Annotated in this window: 23 protein-coding genes (1 of these 23 only partly in view); 22 read left to right on the top strand and 1 reads right to left on the bottom strand. The window is 37.5% G+C overall.

What is annotated here, in order from left to right; translation table 11 throughout:
- Positions 1-14 precede the first annotated feature (14 nt).
- The 8 genes from A994_RS13185 to A994_RS08705 all read left to right on the top strand — a co-directional run bounded on the left by A994_RS13185 (position 15) and on the right by A994_RS08705 (position 7,856).
- Positions 15-956, top strand: coding sequence for a hypothetical protein (locus tag A994_RS13185; RefSeq protein ID WP_004031113.1), 942 nt, complete (start codon positions 15-17; stop codon positions 954-956).
- A gap of 37 nt (positions 957-993) precedes the next feature.
- A complete protein-coding gene (locus A994_RS08735; RefSeq protein WP_004031112.1) occupies positions 994-1,605 on the top strand; it encodes a hypothetical protein in 612 nt (203 codons plus the stop codon).
- A complete protein-coding gene (locus A994_RS08730) occupies positions 1,602-2,015 on the top strand; it encodes a hypothetical protein (protein WP_004031111.1) in 414 nt (137 codons plus the stop codon). Before A994_RS08735 ends, A994_RS08730 begins: the two co-directional genes overlap by 4 nt.
- Positions 2,016-2,486: 471 nt before the next feature.
- On the top strand, positions 2,487-3,149 hold the full coding sequence (locus A994_RS08725) for an RNA ligase partner protein (protein WP_004031110.1): 663 nt from the start codon (positions 2,487-2,489) through the stop codon (positions 3,147-3,149).
- Between the two features lie 265 nt (positions 3,150-3,414).
- The gene (hisS, locus tag A994_RS08720) at positions 3,415-4,707 is read left to right on the top strand and encodes a histidine--tRNA ligase (RefSeq protein ID WP_004031109.1); all 1,293 of its coding nucleotides are present in this window, start codon (positions 3,415-3,417) and stop codon (positions 4,705-4,707) included.
- 5 nt (positions 4,708-4,712) lie between these two features.
- Positions 4,713-5,111, top strand: coding sequence for a phosphoribosyl-AMP cyclohydrolase (hisI, locus tag A994_RS08715; RefSeq protein WP_004031108.1), 399 nt, complete (start codon positions 4,713-4,715; stop codon positions 5,109-5,111).
- 1 nt (position 5,112) lies between these two features.
- Positions 5,113-6,981: a PINc/VapC family ATPase gene (locus A994_RS08710; protein ID WP_004031107.1), complete on the top strand. Its 1,869-nt coding sequence runs from the start codon at positions 5,113-5,115 to the stop codon at positions 6,979-6,981.
- Positions 6,982-7,100: 119 nt separating this feature from the next.
- On the top strand, positions 7,101-7,856 hold the full coding sequence (locus A994_RS08705) for a sugar phosphate isomerase/epimerase family protein (RefSeq protein WP_004031103.1): 756 nt from the start codon (positions 7,101-7,103) through the stop codon (positions 7,854-7,856).
- A 347-nt stretch (positions 7,857-8,203) separates the two neighbouring features.
- On the opposite strand, the gene A994_RS08700 is transcribed toward A994_RS08705, so the two are convergent.
- Complete coding sequence (locus tag A994_RS08700) at positions 8,204-8,854, bottom strand: hypothetical protein (protein WP_004031100.1); 651 nt, start codon at positions 8,852-8,854, stop codon at positions 8,204-8,206.
- A gap of 672 nt (positions 8,855-9,526) precedes the next feature.
- Between A994_RS08700 and npdG the strand changes: the two genes are divergently transcribed.
- The 14 genes from npdG to infB form a co-directional block, all read left to right on the top strand.
- Complete coding sequence (gene npdG, locus A994_RS08695) at positions 9,527-10,198, top strand: NADPH-dependent F420 reductase (protein WP_004031099.1); 672 nt, start codon at positions 9,527-9,529, stop codon at positions 10,196-10,198.
- Between the two features lie 157 nt (positions 10,199-10,355).
- The gene (gene hxlB / locus A994_RS08690; protein ID WP_004031098.1) at positions 10,356-10,937 is read left to right on the top strand and encodes a 6-phospho-3-hexuloisomerase; all 582 of its coding nucleotides are present in this window, start codon (positions 10,356-10,358) and stop codon (positions 10,935-10,937) included.
- Positions 10,938-11,091: 154 nt separating this feature from the next.
- Positions 11,092-11,604: a tRNA-intron lyase gene (endA, locus tag A994_RS08685; RefSeq protein WP_004031097.1), complete on the top strand. Its 513-nt coding sequence runs from the start codon at positions 11,092-11,094 to the stop codon at positions 11,602-11,604.
- A 68-nt stretch (positions 11,605-11,672) separates the two neighbouring features.
- Positions 11,673-12,791 (top strand): tryptophan--tRNA ligase, encoded by a 1,119-nt coding sequence (locus A994_RS08680; protein WP_004031095.1) that lies wholly within the window; start codon positions 11,673-11,675, stop codon positions 12,789-12,791.
- A 129-nt stretch (positions 12,792-12,920) separates the two neighbouring features.
- On the top strand, positions 12,921-13,553 hold the full coding sequence (locus tag A994_RS08675) for a stage II sporulation protein M (RefSeq protein WP_004031093.1): 633 nt from the start codon (positions 12,921-12,923) through the stop codon (positions 13,551-13,553).
- Between the two features lie 327 nt (positions 13,554-13,880).
- Positions 13,881-15,077, top strand: coding sequence for a threonine synthase (gene thrC, locus A994_RS08670; RefSeq protein ID WP_004031092.1), 1,197 nt, complete (start codon positions 13,881-13,883; stop codon positions 15,075-15,077).
- 236 nt (positions 15,078-15,313) lie between these two features.
- Positions 15,314-15,517 carry a histone HfoB gene (hfoB, locus tag A994_RS08665; RefSeq protein ID WP_004031090.1) on the top strand — a complete coding sequence of 68 codons (204 nt, stop codon included), beginning with the start codon at positions 15,314-15,316 and terminating at the stop codon, positions 15,515-15,517.
- A gap of 324 nt (positions 15,518-15,841) precedes the next feature.
- Positions 15,842-16,039, top strand: coding sequence for a hypothetical protein (locus tag A994_RS08660; RefSeq protein ID WP_157787270.1), 198 nt, complete (start codon positions 15,842-15,844; stop codon positions 16,037-16,039).
- Positions 16,040-16,445: 406 nt separating this feature from the next.
- Positions 16,446-16,679, top strand: a complete 234-nt coding sequence (locus A994_RS08655; RefSeq protein WP_004031088.1) for a hypothetical protein — start codon at positions 16,446-16,448, stop codon at positions 16,677-16,679.
- 591 nt (positions 16,680-17,270) lie between these two features.
- Positions 17,271-17,642, top strand: a complete 372-nt coding sequence (rpl7ae, locus tag A994_RS08650) for a 50S ribosomal protein L7Ae (RefSeq protein ID WP_004031087.1) — start codon at positions 17,271-17,273, stop codon at positions 17,640-17,642.
- A gap of 52 nt (positions 17,643-17,694) precedes the next feature.
- Positions 17,695-17,901, top strand: a complete 207-nt coding sequence (locus A994_RS08645) for a 30S ribosomal protein S28e (protein WP_004031085.1) — start codon at positions 17,695-17,697, stop codon at positions 17,899-17,901.
- Between the two features lie 15 nt (positions 17,902-17,916).
- The gene (locus A994_RS08640) at positions 17,917-18,078 is read left to right on the top strand and encodes a 50S ribosomal protein L24e (RefSeq protein ID WP_004031084.1); all 162 of its coding nucleotides are present in this window, start codon (positions 17,917-17,919) and stop codon (positions 18,076-18,078) included.
- Complete coding sequence (ndk, locus tag A994_RS08635; RefSeq protein WP_048204176.1) at positions 18,075-18,533, top strand: nucleoside-diphosphate kinase; 459 nt, start codon at positions 18,075-18,077, stop codon at positions 18,531-18,533. Before A994_RS08640 ends, ndk begins: the two co-directional genes overlap by 4 nt.
- A gap of 110 nt (positions 18,534-18,643) precedes the next feature.
- On the top strand, positions 18,644-19,384 hold the beginning of the coding sequence (infB, locus tag A994_RS08630; protein WP_004031082.1) for a translation initiation factor IF-2. The gene runs 1,038 nt beyond the window's last position; only the first 741 of its 1,779 coding nucleotides appear in the window; it begins with the start codon at positions 18,644-18,646; the stop codon falls past the right edge of the window.

The raw sequence follows: 19,384 nt of genomic DNA, 5'->3' as shown, positions 1-19,384 counted from the left end.
AATCAAGTGATAATATGAACTGGCGTAAAAGGTTGTTTCCAATTGAAGAAGTAATGGAAAAGAGAATAAAAAATGATCTGGAAATCCTTGAAAATGAGGATGTGCCAGGTTTAGATGATGTTATAAACAGTATAATCGATATCTCTACCTCAGGGCTTTACGACGAGTCAAGAAGGGTTTATGACTCAATTAAATCTAAGTTTTTTTGGTGGGAAAAAAGCATCCATAAAATGCCTGAAGATAGTGTTTATTTTCTTGCTCATGAAAATTTAGATTATATAGAATATTTGGATTTCATACCTTACAAATCAGTTGATCTAATTACTTTTTTCATGTTCGTATGTATGTACGATTTTATATCAATAAGGTATTCTATGACTATTAAAAGAGAACTGGACGACTTGGATGTCAGGAATGTTTATTTAAGTAAACTTGATGAACAGCTCATTTTTGGACTGGATAATTTTGACAAAATACATGATTGGCCCAATCCTACACCAGAATTTTTCAAAAAACTTAAAAAAATTAGATGGGAAAACAAAAATACAAAAAGATTTTCAGACACAATAGGACTTCTCAAAATACATCTAACTATCACTAGTATTGGTCTTCCAAAATACGCTCATTTTTCAGCAATAGAAAAGGCAGTTGTAGAATTAATCGCAGGCTGCAGTGCTTTCAAAGATAACAGGGAATTTATAAACAAAGAAGATGTAGTAATTGGATTCAAAACATATTTAAAACTTTTAAATACAGATGTGACAAAATACAGGGCCCCAAAAAGTCCAGAAAGTTATGAAAAAATTGGTGAAGGTTATTTGGTCTGTAATAAATGCAAAAAATACTACAAACTACAACCCAGCGAATCACCAGACGACTTCACCGATGAATGTGAATGTGGGGGAAAATTAGAATATTACACAGATATTAAATGGTTAATGGACAATAATGACTGAAAATTGAGGATAAATATGCACTCATAAATAAAAAATTATGAAATCCACTAATACTAAATCAAGGAAAACCTTAGGTGGATTAAGCGCATACATAACTGAGTTAGATTCCCTGCGGCCGCCTTCAAGATTTGGTCTTAGTTCTCAATCCTTTATTGTAACTATGGAGTTATTATTTAAGCAGCAACAAAAATCTTATTTTACAAAAAAGAACAACGAACTAAATCAGAAGGTTTCAAGACATATTCACGATTTTCGGACTGATACAAAAGTTGATTCAAAAGAAATGATACTACCTTTTGTTTTTTTATTCGTTGTAATGTTTTTAGCTATTACAATCGCGGATGGAATAACTGTTATTTATTCTCTAAGTATAATTCAAAGCCTTTTATCGGCAGTAATAGTTAGTTTACCTCTTTTATACATATATTTTTCATTTATTATTATGAACAGAAGGAGAGTTTTAGGAGAAAGACATAACGAAGAGATAAAAAGATCAGTACAATCATTAATTGAGTTTGGAGTCCAGTTCACCGAGAATAACCATCTAAATCAGGATCCATATCCTATAAAACTTCGTCACAATGATTACAAAGGTTTATCATATGAGAAAAGGGGAAATAATAATTATGTGGGGTTTTTTGAGAAATGAAACTGAATAAAAAGTTTCTCCTAGTGTTACTGGCCTTAATCTATCTTCTGGTTGTCCAGAAGATAATCACTTCGTACCTCTTTCCCACTACTGATTTTAACATTACCCTAAGCCAACTTAACCAGGAAATACTACCCTATAGAATTATTATTAAAATTGCAATCTTTTTAATTGCTTTGAGCGTACTGGTGGTTTTTGTGGTTCTAAAAAATAATTTGAGAACAGATTTATCCCCAATCCCTCCAGAAATGTTCATTATCTTGATTTTAATCTTTTCTGCAGTTATTCCTGCTTTAGCATTGTTAAATATTTTATTAACCGGGGACATCCTTTTTTCTCCAATACTTCTTATTTACGGAGTAATATTCACCAGTGTTGTTTACATCAAGGATAATGAGAATACAACATGATTTACAATATTAGAATAAAAAAAATCAATATTATATTTTATTTATGACCAAAAAACATGGAAATAATTCAGTAATTTGGAATAAGGAGTTTTAGACTAATTTATTGAAATTTTTATTAATTTTGAGCCGGATCTTAGTTTTACATGATTAATTTGTTGTGGAAAATGATAGAATTTATGATTTAATCATTTATATAGTCATGAAGCAATTCATACACATATAATTCTTTTTAACTCGTTTATAAATTAGGAGGATACTGTTAAGCTCTTAAAAATTTCATTAATGAATAAAAACTTTTATATTAATCATTTTAAATATAAATTAGTTATAGAATTAGGTTAACAAATTATTGATAGTGGTTTAGGAGTTATCTTAAATTAACGGTGCCATGTCATGGATCAGGGGCTGGTTGTTCCTCTTATTCTGGACAACCTTAAATTATAAAAAGATAGTTTTAAGGGGGTTTAATCATTGATCGCCAAACAAAGGTTTGTTTTAGACACTACTGCCTTTACTGATAACCAGTTAAGGGAGGAGTATGGAGATGGGGAACTGGACAAGACTGTGGAGGTCCTCCTGGATTTAATAGCCCGTTCCAGAATAAAACTCAACATGAGCTGCCACATGCCCCCTGTTACATATAAGGAATTCACTGATTACATAACCCGTTATGACTGTCCCCAGAGCATCATGATCAAAGCTGAGACCTGGATTGTTAAAAAAACTCCCAACCGGTACGACACCAAGATACCCTCGGAGATATTCTATGAATACGTGCAGGATATGCGGGAAAGGATGAACAAGGGTATGCGTATCTCAGAAAGTGCGGTGTGGGAGGCTGCAGTGGAATCCATGGTGATGATGTCCCGTGGAGAGAAAAAGACCCAGATAGAGATGGAAGTCATTGGTAAAGCCATTAAAGATTTCAGGAAACGCTACCGGGCAGCACTCAGAAAAGGAACCCTTGATAGCGCCCCTGATCTGGACGTACTGCTTCTAGCCAAGGAACTGGGAGCTGGAGTGGTAGCTGCAGATGAAGGGATCAAGATATGGGCAGAACGTCTGGGACTGCGATTTTTAAGTGCAAAATCATTCCCTAAAATGCTAAGGGAATATTTAAAGTACTACGAGTAACCCAATACAGCACCAGCTTATTAAATCAGATAAAAACATCTTTTTCAAGGGATAAATTTCCCAATGACATCTTAACTTCTAAAATTTTCAATGAAAAATTAAATTCATTATCAAGTTTTTTTTCAGTTGGTATTTTCAAGTTGCACCCAGCACATAATACTATCTACAATGAAAACCCAATAAAGAACTTAGAATCAATTCATTTAATTACATCAACTCATTCCAATAAGGAGAATTAAATCACGTTTAATAAGGAGAATTTGTAATGGAACTGCAAAAGCCTAGAGGAACCCGAGATTTCCTCTTTAAGGAGATGAAAGAAAGAAAACTCGTGGAGAATACCATGAGAAAAGTGTTTGAAAGCTATGGTTATCAGGAGATTAAAACCCCTATCTTCGAAGATCTCTCCCTTTTCACATTAAAATCTGGTGAAGGAATAACAGAAGAAATATACAACTTTCAGGATAAAGGTGGAAGGGATCTGGCACTTAGACCTGAATTAACCGCACCAGTAGCCAGATTATATTTAAATCAGCTACAAAAAGCACCAAGACCCATTAAAATGTATTATTTTGGTAGCTGTTTCCGTTATGAAAGGCCACAAAAAGGCCGTTTCCGTCAGTTCTGGCAGATGGGCTGTGAACTTATAGGTGGAAAATCTCCAGATTCTGAGGCGGAAATCATTGCCATGGCTTCCCAGTGTCTGGAAGAGCTGGAACTGGAAGACTATCAAATTCACCTGGGAAATTTGGGAATTCTAAGGGGAATCTTAAGCCAGGATAATGTCTCGTCTGACCATCAGGATGACATAATGGCATTGATAGATAAGGGAGATGCAGGTGAGCTGGAAAAATTACTGGAAAAATTGAAACTCCCTGCCAGTTCAAAGAGTATCCTGCTGGAATTAATTGGTATGCAGGGACATCGAGAGATAATTGGGGAAGTGAGGGATATAATTAAAGATTACCCTGATGCCCTGAAATCGCTTGAAGAACTTGGATTGCTCCTGGAAATGTTAGAAGCCTTTGGTTGTGTTAATTACACTGTGAATCTGGGTATTGCCCGGGGGCTGGACTATTACACTGGAACAGTTTTCGAGATCTATGTGGAAGGTCTGGGAGCCCAGAAACAAATAAGTGGTGGGGGAACCTATAATTTAATAGAGGTTTTCGGTGGAGAAAAGGTAGAATCCACTGGGTTCGCCTTTGGCTTCGACCGGGTTATGGAATCCTTAAAATTACAGGAAACCTTAACCTCAGCAGAAAAAAGAGTGGATGTATATGTAGCCCCCATATCCCCTGAAATGAAACTGGATGCATTCCGAATAACTCAAGAATTAAGGAATTCCGGTATTTCAACTGATGTGGAACTGGCAGGACGGAAGCTTAAAAAGATCCTCTCTTTCGCTAACAATTCCGGAGCAAAGTTCGTGGTTCTTGTTGGTGCCCGTGAACTGGAAAATGGTGAAGTTACCATTAAAGACATGGAATCCGGGGATCAGGAACAGGTGCCTCGGGAAAATGTCAGTGATATTTTATTAAATCGGATCAAGGGATGATGAAAATGAATTTAGCCGAACTCAATTACCGGCATGTGGTTAACGGAGAAGAGCTGGTTATAGCCATAGCCCAGGATTATGAAACTGGAGAAGTGCTTATGGTAGCCTACATGAACCGTGACGCCTTTAAAAAGACAATTGAAACAGGTAATGCTCATTACTGGAGCACCAGTCGTAACCAGTTATGGTTCAAGGGTGAAAGCTCAGGCCATGTGCAGGAAGTAAAAGAAATCTTCACTGATTGTGACCAGGATGCAGTGATCCTCAAGGTGAAACAGCTGGGTGCTGCATGTCACGAGGGTTATTATTCATGTTTCTTCAGAGAAGTCGTAGATAATGGACAGAAACTCGAAATAGTTAAAGAAAGAGTTTTTGCACCTGAAAAAGTTTATGGAGACAAATAGGATGAGAATTGTTCCAGATACAAGTGTTATAGTGGATGGTAGAATCACCCGCATAGTCCAGGAAGAGGATTACCAGGGATGCGAGGTGATAGTTCCCGAAGCAGTTGTATCTGAATTAGAAAATCAGGCTAATAAAGGAAGAGATAGTGGATACAACGGCCTGGAAGAACTTAAAAATTTACAGAAACTGCATGGTAATGGTAAAATACACTTAAGTTATGTGGGGCGCCGACCCACCCTGGAAGAAATATCCCTGGCCAGGGGAGGAGAAATCGACGCCATGATCCGGAATACTGCTGGAGAACATAAGGCAACCCTCATAACCAGTGACAAGGTTCAAAAGGAAGTAGCGGAAGCCCAGGGCCTCAACGCTGTCTACCTTAAACCAGAGATGCTGGAGTACGGAGACATTGAAGTAACCAAGTACTTCGACAAGAACACCATGTCCATTCACCTGAAAGAAAACGTTGCCCCCATGGCTAAAAAAGGAAGACCAGGAAATACCAAACTGGTCCGCATAAGATCTAAACCTCTTACCAGAGGACAAATCGATTATATGGCCCGTGAAATAGTTGAAAGGGCTAAAAGTGATTTTAAAAGTTTCATCGAGATAGAACGGGAAGGAGCCACAGTGGTACAGTTCAGAGAATACAGAATATCCATAGCCCGGCCCCCATTCTCCGACGGAGTGGAAATCACAGTTGTAAGGCCTGTAGCCAAGGTCTCCATGGACAGCTACCGATTACCTGGAAAATTGATTGACCGGTTAACTAACAGTGCTAAGGGCATACTGATTGCTGGACCCCCAGGAGCCGGGAAAACCACTTTTGCCCAGGCAATTGCCGAATTTTATGGGAATCTGGGCACCATTGTCAAAACCATGGAATCACCACGGGACCTGCAAGTAGGGGATGAAATCACCCAGTACGCACCCTTAGAAAAAGATATGGGAAAAACTGCAGACATATTACTCCTGGTAAGACCAGATTACACCATATACGATGAACTGCGAAAAACCAAGGACTTCCGAATCTTTGCAGATATGAGGCTGGCTGGTGTAGGTATGATCGGAGTGGTTCACGCCACAAGGCCCATAGATGCCATACAAAGAATCATTGGTAGGGTAGAGCTGGGTATGATTCCATCCATTGTGGATACTACCATCTACATCGATGAAGGAAGAGTAGCTGCTATTTATGATATTAAACTCACAGTTAAAGTTCCCAGTGGTATGTTAGAGGCTGATCTTTCCAGACCGGTCATTGAAATCAGGGATTTTGAAACCGGAGATCTGGTTCACGAGATTTACACCTATGGAGAACAAACCATTGTTATGGATGTGGGCCTGACCAGAATGAAGAAAACTCCCATCCATGAAATGGCAGAAAGGGAAATCATCAAAGAAGTCAAAAAAAGAGTTCCAGGACGGGTGGAAGTGGAAATGAAATCCGACCGTAGGGCCTCAGTATGGGTGAATGAAGAGTCCATTCCAAAACTCATAGGTAAAAGAGGGAAAAACATCGAAGAGCTAGAAGGGAAAGTTGGTATAAGTATTGGTGTGGAATCTCTTGAATCTAAAAACAGGACCCAGGGGAAATCTCGTGGAAAGAAAGAACACATCCCTGAATTATTATCCCCTGACTACGTGCCGGTTGATGTGGAAATGTCAGGTAACTACGTAGTTTTAAATTTTGGCAAAGATGTGGTAGGAACTCCTTTCGATATTCTGGTGGACAATGATTATCTTTTCACCGCTACTGTGGGTAAAAAAGGTACTATCAAGATAAAAAAGGATATTGAACTGGCAGAGATAATTCTTAATGCTAAAAAGAGTAATCAATCTATTCAGTCCAGAATCAGACAAGAGTAATGGTAATGTCCATTTATAATAAAAAGTCATTACACTTTGTTCATTCTTTTTTACAGATTCTATGAAAACATAAACACTACAAAAAAATTAGACTAAAATAGATACTGGAGCATTGAACTATGAAAATTGGTGTTTCAACCCTGGCCCTGTACCCCCAACCATTGGAAGAAGTGCTGGAGTCTCTTGAAGAAAGGAATATTGATTACTGTGAAATAATCAATGAATATCCCTACCATGAACTTGATGAGGACTTACTGGATTCATATCAGATTGAACTGACAGTGCATTCACCATTATCCGACATTAACCTGGCATCCCATAACCAGTCCATCCGTGATTCTTCAATTGAGGAAGTTAAAAAGTCCATGGACCGGGCTGTGCAGTGGAATGCAGATCTGGTGGTGGTGCACCCGGGTAGTATGCCTATCATGGGAAAGAAGATAGAAGAGAGAATATTCAAGTACAATCTGGAATCATTAAAAGAATGTGCTGACTATGCCCGGGACAGTGGGATTTACATGTGCGTGGAGAACATGCCAGTGATCGAGAGTCTGCTCTATCAAGATTTAAATGAATTGAATTCTCTTTTAGAAGAACTAGATGTATATATGACCCTGGACGTTGGCCATGCACATAATTCAGGCTTTTCACCCTCACAGATGTTTTCATATCCACGCATAAAACACGTCCACCTCAGTGATAATGACGGAACATTCGACCAGCACAATGCCCTGAGTAGCGGGAGTATAGACTTTGATTTAATATTTAAAAATATTGAAAAAAGTAAATATGACGGTATTCTGGTGGTAGAAGTGAAAGATCCAAAAGATGTCATAACCAGTCTGGATTTCATTACAAAAAAAGGTTTAATCTAACTTATTTTTTTATTTAAATTATCCCTTAAATCAACGATTTTTCTAAAACCAAAACGATTTATAAAGTTTTTATAAGTTTAATGATTTTATAGGTTTAAATAATTTAAAAATGCCGAAAAGTACTGGATAATTTCTCACTAATTTCTAATGAAGTACTGACTAAGTACGGATAATTACTGAATAATTACTGAATAATTGCTGAATAATTGCTGAATAATTAATATAGGCTGAATAATTACTAAAATAACTAACTAGCATTATTATACTTAAAATAATAAATAATAACTAAAAAAATAGGTCTGAAAATAAAAAAGGTCTGAAAATAAAAAAATATAAGCAGGCTGGTTTTATATGACCAGCCAGTGTTCATTCATGCTTTTTAGGTGTGCTTGTAGAACTGTATTGTTCACCAGCACATTATCAACACCTAACTTCACAGTTACAGTTGCATCTGGCTGATTTGCCACTGGTACTAAAGATTTTGAAGTTAATTCTGATGAATTAACAGTTTTATTAGCAGTTGAAGTTGTGTTGTTTGTTTCAGGTGTTGCTGCGGGTTGTTCTGTTGACTGAGCATTGACGTTTTCAGGCTCTTCCTTCTCTACGACTGCAGGAATCAATTTTGCCCTTGCACCGCCTTCATACTTGTCATATCCTGTACATCCATCGTAATCTGCATCACACGCAGAACAGGTAATTTCACCTTCGTAGGTTCCCTTGGGATTTACTACCAAACTACCGTAATGGTGACACAGGGGACAGTAATTTTCCCAGTAATGATATCCAGATTCTCCGCCGTACATTCCTCCGGGTATAAAATACCCACCAATTGATGCAGCACTGCTTACTGGCAATGCTCCTAATAATAAAACGACAAATGCCGCTTTGTATAAATTTCGCTTAATATAATTCCTCCGTTGGTTCATTCCTACAAAATCATGCCAATATCCTGGGCATGCCACAGTAGTGGTACCATTAGGTTTGCAGGTCTGCCACAATCGCCACTAAAGACTATTGGGTTCTTTGAACCACATGTAATACATTCAAACACCTCAAATTAATTTTTAATTACTTTTATTCGTTAGAAATTGGAAACAATCTTGTTAAATAAATATTAACACATATTCATAATTACATATTCAATGATTATAAAGCACGCTACCTCCCTGTAGAGATACCTGCAAAAGAGATAATCACCAAAAGAGATAGTTTATTAATAAACATCAAATTGTATAGAATAGGAATTCCATTATGTGAAAGATATTATTGAATGATACAATTTCAAATTAAATTATAATGACATGAAAACATCGTTACTGGTTTCCTTTAATTTTAAAACAGGTTTATTTCTCTCCTATTATATTTCATGATAACCTGTGTAATGTGCTCTTTCTACACATTTAGGGAAAAACTAGTATATATAATTTTCGATTTTCACAATTTTTTATCGTTAAGTACCTCTAGTTATGTACCTAGTTGATAAAAAACCTAGTTGATAAAAAAATTACTAGAGATAACCACCTTTAAGGATACTTTCTAAGTTATCATACAAATTGATCAACCCAATAATTAATTAGCCATTTAGTCTAAATTTCTTATTATATAATAAATTATATTATAAATTATATTTAAACTGAAGATTAAAAAATATGTTAAGGGGATGTTTTTCTTTGAAAATTGGAATAATAGGTGGAACTGGAGATCAAGGACTTGGATTGGCACTTAGGTTTGCCAAAGAAGGAGAACAGGTGATTATTGGCTCAAGAAACGTTGAAAAAGCCGAAAATGCTGTTAGTATCCTTAAAGATATGTTAAAAACAGATGAATGTCCCAATGTAGAGGGTAGGACCAACGAGGAAACATGCATTGAAGCAGATTTACTGGTATTAACTGTACCGCTTCAGGCACAGATGATTACCCTTAAAAGTATCAAAGACCATGTTGAGGGTAAAATCTTGATTGATGCTACTGTACCCATGGAAAGCTGCCTGGGCGGTAGTCCAGTGAAATATGTGAATATGTGGGATGGTTCTGCTGCAGAAAGAACCGCTAACTTTCTTAAAGATAAAAATGTAAGGGTAGTATCTGCTTTCAACAATATCAGTGCTGCAAGCTTAACTAACATTGAAAACACTGTGGAATGTGACTGCCTCATCTCTGGAGATGATCCAGAAGCCAAAAAAGAGGCAATGAAACTGGCAGAAAAAATACCTGGAGTTCGGGCCATAGATTGTGGTGACCTGGAAAACGCACGGATCGTTGAAAAACTTACACCACTACTCATCAATCTCAACATACGTAATAAAATAAAACTGGCCGGTATCAGGATAACTGGAATTTAAAATGATAAATTTTTAGTTATGAATTGGATTTAAAGTTAATTAAATGAGATCAAAAAAAAATCCTAGACAGACTTAAACTTAGCTGAAAATACTTAAATCAACAAAATAATACTGGAAATAACTGGAACTTTCCAAAAAAATAAAGGGTTCATAAAATATGGAACACATAAAAAAAACCGCAGAAGGAATAGCCAAACACGCTCTGGAGGTTATTGACCATATTGATGAAGAACAGGTGGAGTTGATGATTCAGTGCATAACTGATTCTCTTTCCACATTCATTGTGGGAAGTGGAAGGTCTGAACTGGTGGGTAAGGCATTTGCCATGCGCCTGATGCACCTTGGATTCAGAGTATACGTAGTGGGTGATGTAACCACCCCTGCCCTCACTGAAAAAGATTGCCTCGTAGCAATTTCTGGATCAGGGGAAACCAAAACCGTTACCCTTGCTGCTGAAACCGCCAGAGAAGTTGGAACTCATGTAGTGGGAGTAACCACCGATCCAGACTCTACTCTGGGTAAAAACTCTGATGTGGTGGTTAACATTGAAAGTAAGAGCAAAGTACCATGGAAATACTACACTTCCCATGTTCTCAAGGGAAACTACGATGATTTAACCCCCATGGGAACCCTTTTCGAAGACAGCACCCACCTATTTCTGGATGGCCTTATAGCAGAGTTCATGGTTCGTCTGGGTAAAAAAGAAAATGATCTAAAGAAGTTGCATGCCAGAGATTGAGATAAAAAAAGATGGATATCCCAGAAAAGTCCTCCAAATTAAAAAAACATCAACTGATGGATTTGGGATCTTAAAATTTCAGACATAATCCTCAGTTAATCTATCCGGGTTTTAAAAAAAAACCACAACCAGTATATTTACAAGGTGAAATAACATGGATGCAGAGTTAATCGGAGAACTAGTAATTATCAAGGATAAAAAAGCAGTTGCTCTCAGTGAAAAAAGTCACTATGGAAAGTTTAACCAAGATGAATTGCAACTTTCATTAATGGAGGCTTTTTACCTCCAGGAAAAAGGGAAAATAAAGATTCTGGATAAAAAAAACCAGAATAAAGTTATTTCCCCGGATGAAATGAGGGAATTCATCCAGGATAAAGATCTCATATACCGATACATGGTCTACCGAGACCTTAGAAATAGAGGATACATTGTTAAAACTGGTTTTAAATATGGTTCAGAGTTCAGATTGTACGAAAGGGGTAAATCTCCTGGTGATGGTCACTCCGATTTTGTGGTGAAGGTGGTAACTGAAAATCAAGACATTTCTGTACTTGATTTTTCCAGTTATGTTCGTGTGGCCCACGGAGTTAACAAAAAACTTTTACTAGCAGTGGTGGATGATGAACAGGACATCACTTACTACAATGTTGAGTGGACCCGACCATAATGACTGCTAAACATAACGAAACTTTATAAAGTAATTAAACAACGATTATTATCATTAAAGGTGATTGATTGATAGATCCATGGAGCTCAGCCATAGTAAACTATGAAAAACTCATAGAAGAATTTGGAATAAAACCATTCCACGACCTTTTAGGTGACCTGGAAGACCCCCATATCCTCATGCGAAGGGGAATTGTATTCGGACATCGAGATTATGGTAGAATTGTTAAGGCCATCCGTGAGAAAACCAACTTCGCAGTGGTGACTGGTATGATGCCCAGTGGCAAAATGCACATTGGCCATAAGATGATTGTAGACCAGCTCATCTGGTACCAGGAAAAAGGTGCAGAAATTTACATCCCCATTGCGGACATGGAATCATACTCCGCCAGAGGAATCGATTTTCCAGAGGCCAAAAATATCGCAATTGAAGAATACATCACCAACTACATCGCTTTGGGCCTGGACCCTGATGATAAAAACCTGCATATCTACCTAACATCAGAAAATAAAATTGTAACAGATCTAGCCTATAAACTGGCCAAAAGAGTTAATATGAATGAAATGAAGGCTATTTATGGTTTTTCAGGCTCCACTAACATAGCCCATATTTACGCACCAATGATACAGGTAGCAGATATACTGCACCCTCAACTGGAAGAATGTGGGGGCCCCAAACCCACAGTGGTTCCAGTAGGACCTGATCAGGACCCACATATACGTCTTACCCGGGATATTGCGGAGCGTTTCCAGTCACAGTTTAAATTCATAACCCCATCTTCAACTTATCACCGTTTCATCACCGGCCTGACCGGGGGTAAAATGTCCAGCAGCAAACCAAAAACTGCCATATTCTTAAGTGACAGTCCAGATGTGGCTCTGAAAAAATTGAAATCAGCTAAAACCGGTGGAAGAGAAAGTTTAGCCGAACAAAAAAAGATGGGCGGTGTTCCAGAGGACTGTGTGATCTACGAGATGTTACTTTACCATCTACTCCCATCAGACTCCCAGTTAAAAGAGATTCACCAGCAATGCAGGGAAGGCAGCATTATGTGTGGAGAATGTAAGGCTCACGCTGCAGAAAGGATGAAAGATTTCTTTAAAGACTTGAAAAAGAAAAGAGAAAAAGCAAAAAATAAAGCCAGAACTATACTGGACGATGAGTTGAATACTGGATGTATAAGTTGAAGGATATAACTATATACTACATTATGTTAAAGTTAAGTTAAAGTCATAATATATTAACCAGTTAAAGGCACTGAAACAATTAAAGGATTGATAGATAACAGTTCAAGAGGGAATATAAGGAGTTATAACATGGCCAAAGAAAAATATGAAGGTTTGATAAGTGGTTTGTACAACCGTAATGAAACATATTTCATACTATCTGCCATGCTGTTCATAGCTTCCATATTTATTGGATATGCCTTTGCCGGAATGCTGGAACCTATTCTGGGTAAAATGTTAGGTGACTTTAAAAGGCGTCTGGTTCAGGGAGAATTACAGCTAACCACTTTTTCTCTATTTGCCAATAACCTTAAAGTTGCTCTCTTACTTTACGGAGGAGGCTTACTTTTTGGACTGGTAACTGCTTTTTATCTGATTAGCAACGGAGTTTTTATTGGTTACACCGCAGCTCAATTCCAGTTAGGGGACTTTATCATATACACATTACCCCATGGTGTTTTTGAAGTTTTAGGAATAATAATTGCTGGTGCTGCAGGATTCAAACTGGGAAGCATTGTTATTAACATTTTAAAAGGCCTGTTAAAATTACAATCCGATTTCTCAATGTCCAATCAAGTAAAATACTTATTGGAAGCCAACTGGGATGATTTAAAGGACACGTTAATCATGATGGGCATAGCCGTGGTTCTAATCCTGATAGCCGCCGTTATCGAAGCTAACTTCACCATTGCTTGGGCCAGTTACATGAAAGGAGTTGCATGATTCACTATCGGTAATCTAATTGCTATCCCAGCTAATCTAATTGCTATCCCAGCTAATTTAAATACAAAATAGTTAGAACATCAATCCCTAATTGGATTCAGGGGAATAATTTTTATAACTGTATGAAATGATATTATTTTGGAGTATCCATAGGAACTGTTTCCATTCCTGGAACTATTTCCATAGAAAAATTAATTCAGGGTTTAATTTCAATATCTTCATTTGCTAGATTAATTCCATGAAAATTGTAGTTAATCCATGAATTTCATTGAATACTAGATGTTTATTTAAATAATAGAGGTTTATTTAAAAATTAAAGGTGATTTTATGATGAGATGCATATCCTGTGGTGCAGAGTATTCTGACCAGGAAATAATATACACATGCAAGAAGTGTGGTTCAATACTGGAAGTTATCTGTCAACCGAACGTGCAAAAAGATGTCTTCAGCTGCCGTAAATCCACCATGTGGAAGTACAAGGAGTTCATGCCAGTTGATCCATCAGGCATAATCAGCCTGGATGAAGGTGGGACACCATTCTGCAAGTGTGATAAGTTGGGTGAACAACTGGGAATAGAACTCTACGTGAAAGTAGAAGGTTCCAATCCCACCGGAAGTTTCAAAGATAGGGGTATGAGTGTGGGAATCACCAAGGCCATGGAACTAGGTGTGGATACCGTGGGTTGTGCTTCCACCGGTAACACATCCGCTTCTTTAGCTGCCTATGCAGCTCGAGCTGGTTTAAAGTGTGTGGTCCTCCTCCCCGCTGGTAAGGTTGCCCTGGGTAAACTGGCCCAGGCCATGTTCCACGGAGCTCAGGTTCTATCGGTCCGGGGAAACTTTGACCAGGCATTAGAAGCCATCACCAGTTTAGCACTTCAGGGCCATCTATATCTTTTAAATTCAATAAACCCTTATCGATTAGAAGGTCAAAAATCCATTGGATTTGAGATAGTGGATGATCTGGGCTGGAAATCCCCTGACAGGATCATACTACCAGTGGGAAACGCTGGTAACATATCTGCCATCTGGAAGGGAATAACTGAATTCCACAGAGCAGGCTTCATTGATGATCTGCCACGTATGACTGGTATTCAGGCAGAAGGAGCAGCCCCCATAGCCCATGCAATCTGGGATGGTCAAAAGGATATTGTGCCTGTGGAAAACCCTGAAACCGTTGCTACTGCCATTCGCATTGGTGCCCCGGTTAGTTCCAAAAAAGCCATCCGAGCCATTTATGAATCTGATGGATTGGCAGAAACTGTTAGTGATGAAGAGATACTCTCTGCCCAAAAGCTTCTGGCCAGAACCGAAGGAATTGGAGTGGAACCCGCATCAGCAGCATCTATTGCAGGACTTATAAAACTGGTTAACACAGGTAAAATTGATAAAGGTGAACAAGTGGTATGCGTGGTAACAGGACATGTTTTAAAAGACCCCAATATCGCTATCGATGCATGCGAAGAACCTATTGAAATAGATCCAGATATAAATTCCCTTTTAAAGGTTATAAAAGGAAATTAGAGGATTTTACCCTAACTTTTTTTAAGAGTAAATCTGGACTATTTCTATATCCCAATTTTTTTATCAGTAGCCAAGATCATATAATTTGTCATGTGGTGTCCAAAGATCATAGGGATCATCATGACATGACCCAATACCATATGGATCACCGAATAATCACTGTTTTTAACGATACTTATATATAGGAGTACGGCAACAGTGTATATTAACAAATATACAAAAATGAGGTGATTAATATGGAATTACCAATAGCTCCAATTGGAAGAATAATAAAGAACGCCGGTGCAGAAAGAGTAAGTGACGATGCTAGAGAAGCTCTAGCCAAAGCCTTAGAAGAAAAAGGCGAAACCATCGCTACTGAAGCTGTTAAACTGGCAAAACACGCAGGAAGGAAAACTGTCAAAGCTTCTGACGTCGAACTCGCCGTCAAAAGACTATAAGTTTACCTTTCTTCTCTTTTTATTTTTTTTTAGGCATTTAAAAGAATTATAATGGCTATTTTTTTAACAATTTAAATTAATTTAATAAATCTAAAGATCTGACTTTTTGATTTCTCTAGAATTTTTTTGATCAAAAAATTGAAGTTTTTACAACTTGTTATCAACAGAGTTAAGATAATTATGTTAAAATAGGAAAACTATGTTACAATATGACCTATGTTAAAATCGGAACCGAAAACCGAATTATGTAAAGCATAACACTTCCAATCTAAAACCATGGAAAAAGAAAAATTAAATAAAACTGATGAAATCAGGGAAAAAGAGATGGCCAATGGAATTTTCAGAGCATACAACGTTAATAATCGGCTTAAAAATTCTACACTTACATTTCAAGAAAACTCTTTACTTGCAGTTACCGATGCCCATGTATTGAGCAAACAAAAAGAAGAAAACAACATACCCTATTCAAGTATTCGATCATTTAAGTTCATGAACATGGTCTTGGTACAGTTGTTGAAATAAAAACAGCAGCTAAAAATTACAAATTCCATTTATTCAATACTAAAGCTTTTGTTGAATTTTTAAATAAAAAAATTAAGTAATATTTACATAAATTTACATTTCCTACCAGTTTAATCAATTAAATCATCCATGAAGAATTTATGTTCAAAATATCACATTTTTAATCCACTATACTGTAATTTCCGCTGTTTAACAGTGAACAAGTAAGTTCCATTCCCAAGTGTGATATAATGTTTTGTAATGTTATATCTAGAATTATGGGTTCTAAAAAAACCATTCTTGTATCTGCATGCTACTTTGTGTGAATACTAATCACGCCAACTTTTTTATTATTTAAAAAAATTGTATAAAGGAGAAATAACAATATGAGTAACTTTACAATAAAATACTTTAGGAGGTATTATTTTTGAATAAATGTCTTAACTCGCTTCCAAAAGAAGTTCAAGAAATTTTTGAAGGAGAAATAGTGGAAGATAGAATAATTGAAGGAATGCCCTATATTTACACGTACAATGACCAGCGGAAACAAGTAATAGCTAAAAAATTACAAGTTAAAGGCTATGAATTTACTTGGTACTATGATGTTTTGAATAAAACTGAAGCCACACTTATAGGGTGGACCAACATTCACAAAGTATGATTATATTCAAGTTAAGGCTATTCTTAATGTAACGACATCTTCTGTTGTTACAACATTAATTTGCAGGTGGACGTTAAATTATAATTTAAAGCACCATCTGTAATTATTTATTATTTGCATTACTTGTATCAACCAGAATCATCTTGTTCAAACCATGACCCTATATTTTGCATACTTTTTTTAGATGTTCTGTCTTAATCATGTTGTTCTTAGTTTGTTTTGGAATTATTTGTACTACTCCATCACGGTAATTCCATGCGAGATCATTATAAAGAGGAAGATTAAATTATTAAATGCAAGATCAATTTATAAGGGGTTAATCATAATAATACAGCAAGGACTTGTGATAATTATTTCAAGCCCTTAAATTGCACTAATTTTCTGAAGTAAAGTATATATACTGTGATTGACCAACTTTGATACATCTAATTTTAGAATTCTAAAATATCTTTTTAAGTTTAAAATTAGAATTTTTTTGGTCTTTAATCATCGGGACCAAGAGCTTCATGTATCATAAGTTAGATCGCGTGAAGTCTAGAATTAGTGTTTGCCGATGGATGGTTAAAACCAGATGAAAAAGGAGGTAAATAAATGGCAAAAGCAATGTACGTAAAATTTGATGTACCTAAAGAGTTAGCAGACAAAGCTTATGAAGCTTTGGAAATAGCAAGAGACACCGGTAAAGTAGGAAAGGGAAGTAACGAGGTTACAAAAGCCGTTGAAAGAGGCGAAGCTTTACTTGTATTATTAGCAGAGGATGTTGATCCTGCTGAAATTATCGCTCACATGCCTGTTCTCGCTGAAGAAAAGGAAATACCTTACGTCTACATACCTACCAAAGATGAGCTGGGAGAAGCAGCTGGTCTAAACGTGGGCACTGCATCAGCAGCTATCATTGATGCTGGTGAAGCAGAAGACCTCATAAAGGACATTGTAGAAAAGGTAGAAGAACTCAAAAAATAATAACACTAACACGAAGAGTCTCCGGACTCTTCTAATTTTTTAAGGTGATTATATGGCAGAAGCAACTCCTGCAGAAGTTATTGAGGTTCTAAAAAGAACCGGTATGACCGGAGAGGTCATGCAAGTAAAATGCAGGATATTAGAAGGAAGAGACAAGGGTAGGATATTAACCCGAAACGTTATGGGAGCCATAAGGGAAGGCGACATCCTGATGCTCTTGGACACCATCAGGGAAGCCAAGGAAATCCGTACTCCCTAGATAAAGGTGTTAACCATGAGAACATGTTCATTCTGCGGAGAAGAAATAGAAGAAGGCACCGGCAAAATGTACGTCAAAAAAGACGGTACGGTGTACAATTTCTGCAGCAGCAAATGTGAAAAAAATCGTATAAAACTCGGTAGAGTTCCCAGAAAAGTTAAGTGGGTTAAAGAATGATGCAAAAAAGTTTTGTCATGCTGAAACCCGACGCAGTTCTGCGGAGGTTAACCGGTAAGATCTTAACCCGCTTCGAGGAGCGGGGATTACAGATCCTGGCAGCAAAAATGATGATCATCCCCCGTGCTCAGGCCGAGGAACACTACGCCGAACACCAGGAAAAACCTTTCTTTGGTGACCTGGTGGAATACATTACCTCCGGACCAGTTCTGGCCATGGTAATTGAAGGAGATGAATGCATCAGCTTAATCCGGAAAATGGTAGGGGCAACAAACCCCCAAGAAGCAGATTTAGGCACCATTCGTGGTGATTTCGCTATTCAAACCGGTAGAAATATTGTGCATGCTTCTGATTCACCAGCTTCGGCAGAAAGGGAAATTGCACTGTTTTTCCAGGATGATGAGATCTGCAAATACCAGCTCCCAGACCAGGAACTAGTATACGAAGAACCATAAAAGGGTTCTTTCAAACTTTTTGGGATAACTACTAAACTAAATATTTAACATAAAATAGGAACTTTCTTTTTTTAGTTCCCTAACATTTTTTTCAGAATCGGAGGATAACCTTGAAGATTAGATCACCCATTGTATCTGTTCTGGGTCATGTGGACCACGGGAAAACCACACTGCTTGACTTTATACGTGGCAGTGCTATTGCTCAAAAGGAAGCAGGCGGAATAACCCAGCACATAGGTGCCACAGAAATCCCAATGGAAATCATTGAAAACATCTGCGGACGTTTCCTGGACAAACTGGAAATCAAAGAAACCATTCCCGGACTATTCTTCATAGACACCCCGGGCCACGAAGCATTCACCACTCTACGTAAAAGGGGCGGTGCCCTGGCTGATCTGGCAATTCTGATGGTAGACCTAAACGAAGGATTCAAACCTCAGACTTACGAAGCTTTGAATATACTTAAAATGTACAAAACACCCTTTGTAGTGGCTGCCAATAAAATGGATAAGATATATGGATGGCAAACACATCAAGGAGAATCATTCTCCCAAACATATGCCAAACAACCAGCCAATGTTCAGAGTGCCCTTGACAATCAGGTTTATGAACTGGTGGGAATACTTCACAGGGAAGGTTTTGAATCAGAACGCTTTGATCGTGTGGAAAATTTTGCCAGACAGATAAGCATTATTCCCATAAGCGCCAAAAGTGGAGAGGGAATAGCAGAATTATTAACCATGCTCCTTGGACTGGCCCAACAGTACCTTAAGGAACAGTTACAGATAGAAACTGATGCCCCAGCCAAAGGTACAATCCTTGAAGTTAAAGAAGAAACAGGATTAGGAACC

It is taken from the genome of Methanobacterium formicicum DSM 3637 (assembly GCF_000302455.1).
Classification (GTDB): domain Archaea; phylum Methanobacteriota; class Methanobacteria; order Methanobacteriales; family Methanobacteriaceae; genus Methanobacterium; species Methanobacterium formicicum_A.
The sequence above is the reverse complement of the archived record's forward strand: the minus strand, read 5'-3'. Positions and strand labels throughout refer to the sequence as shown.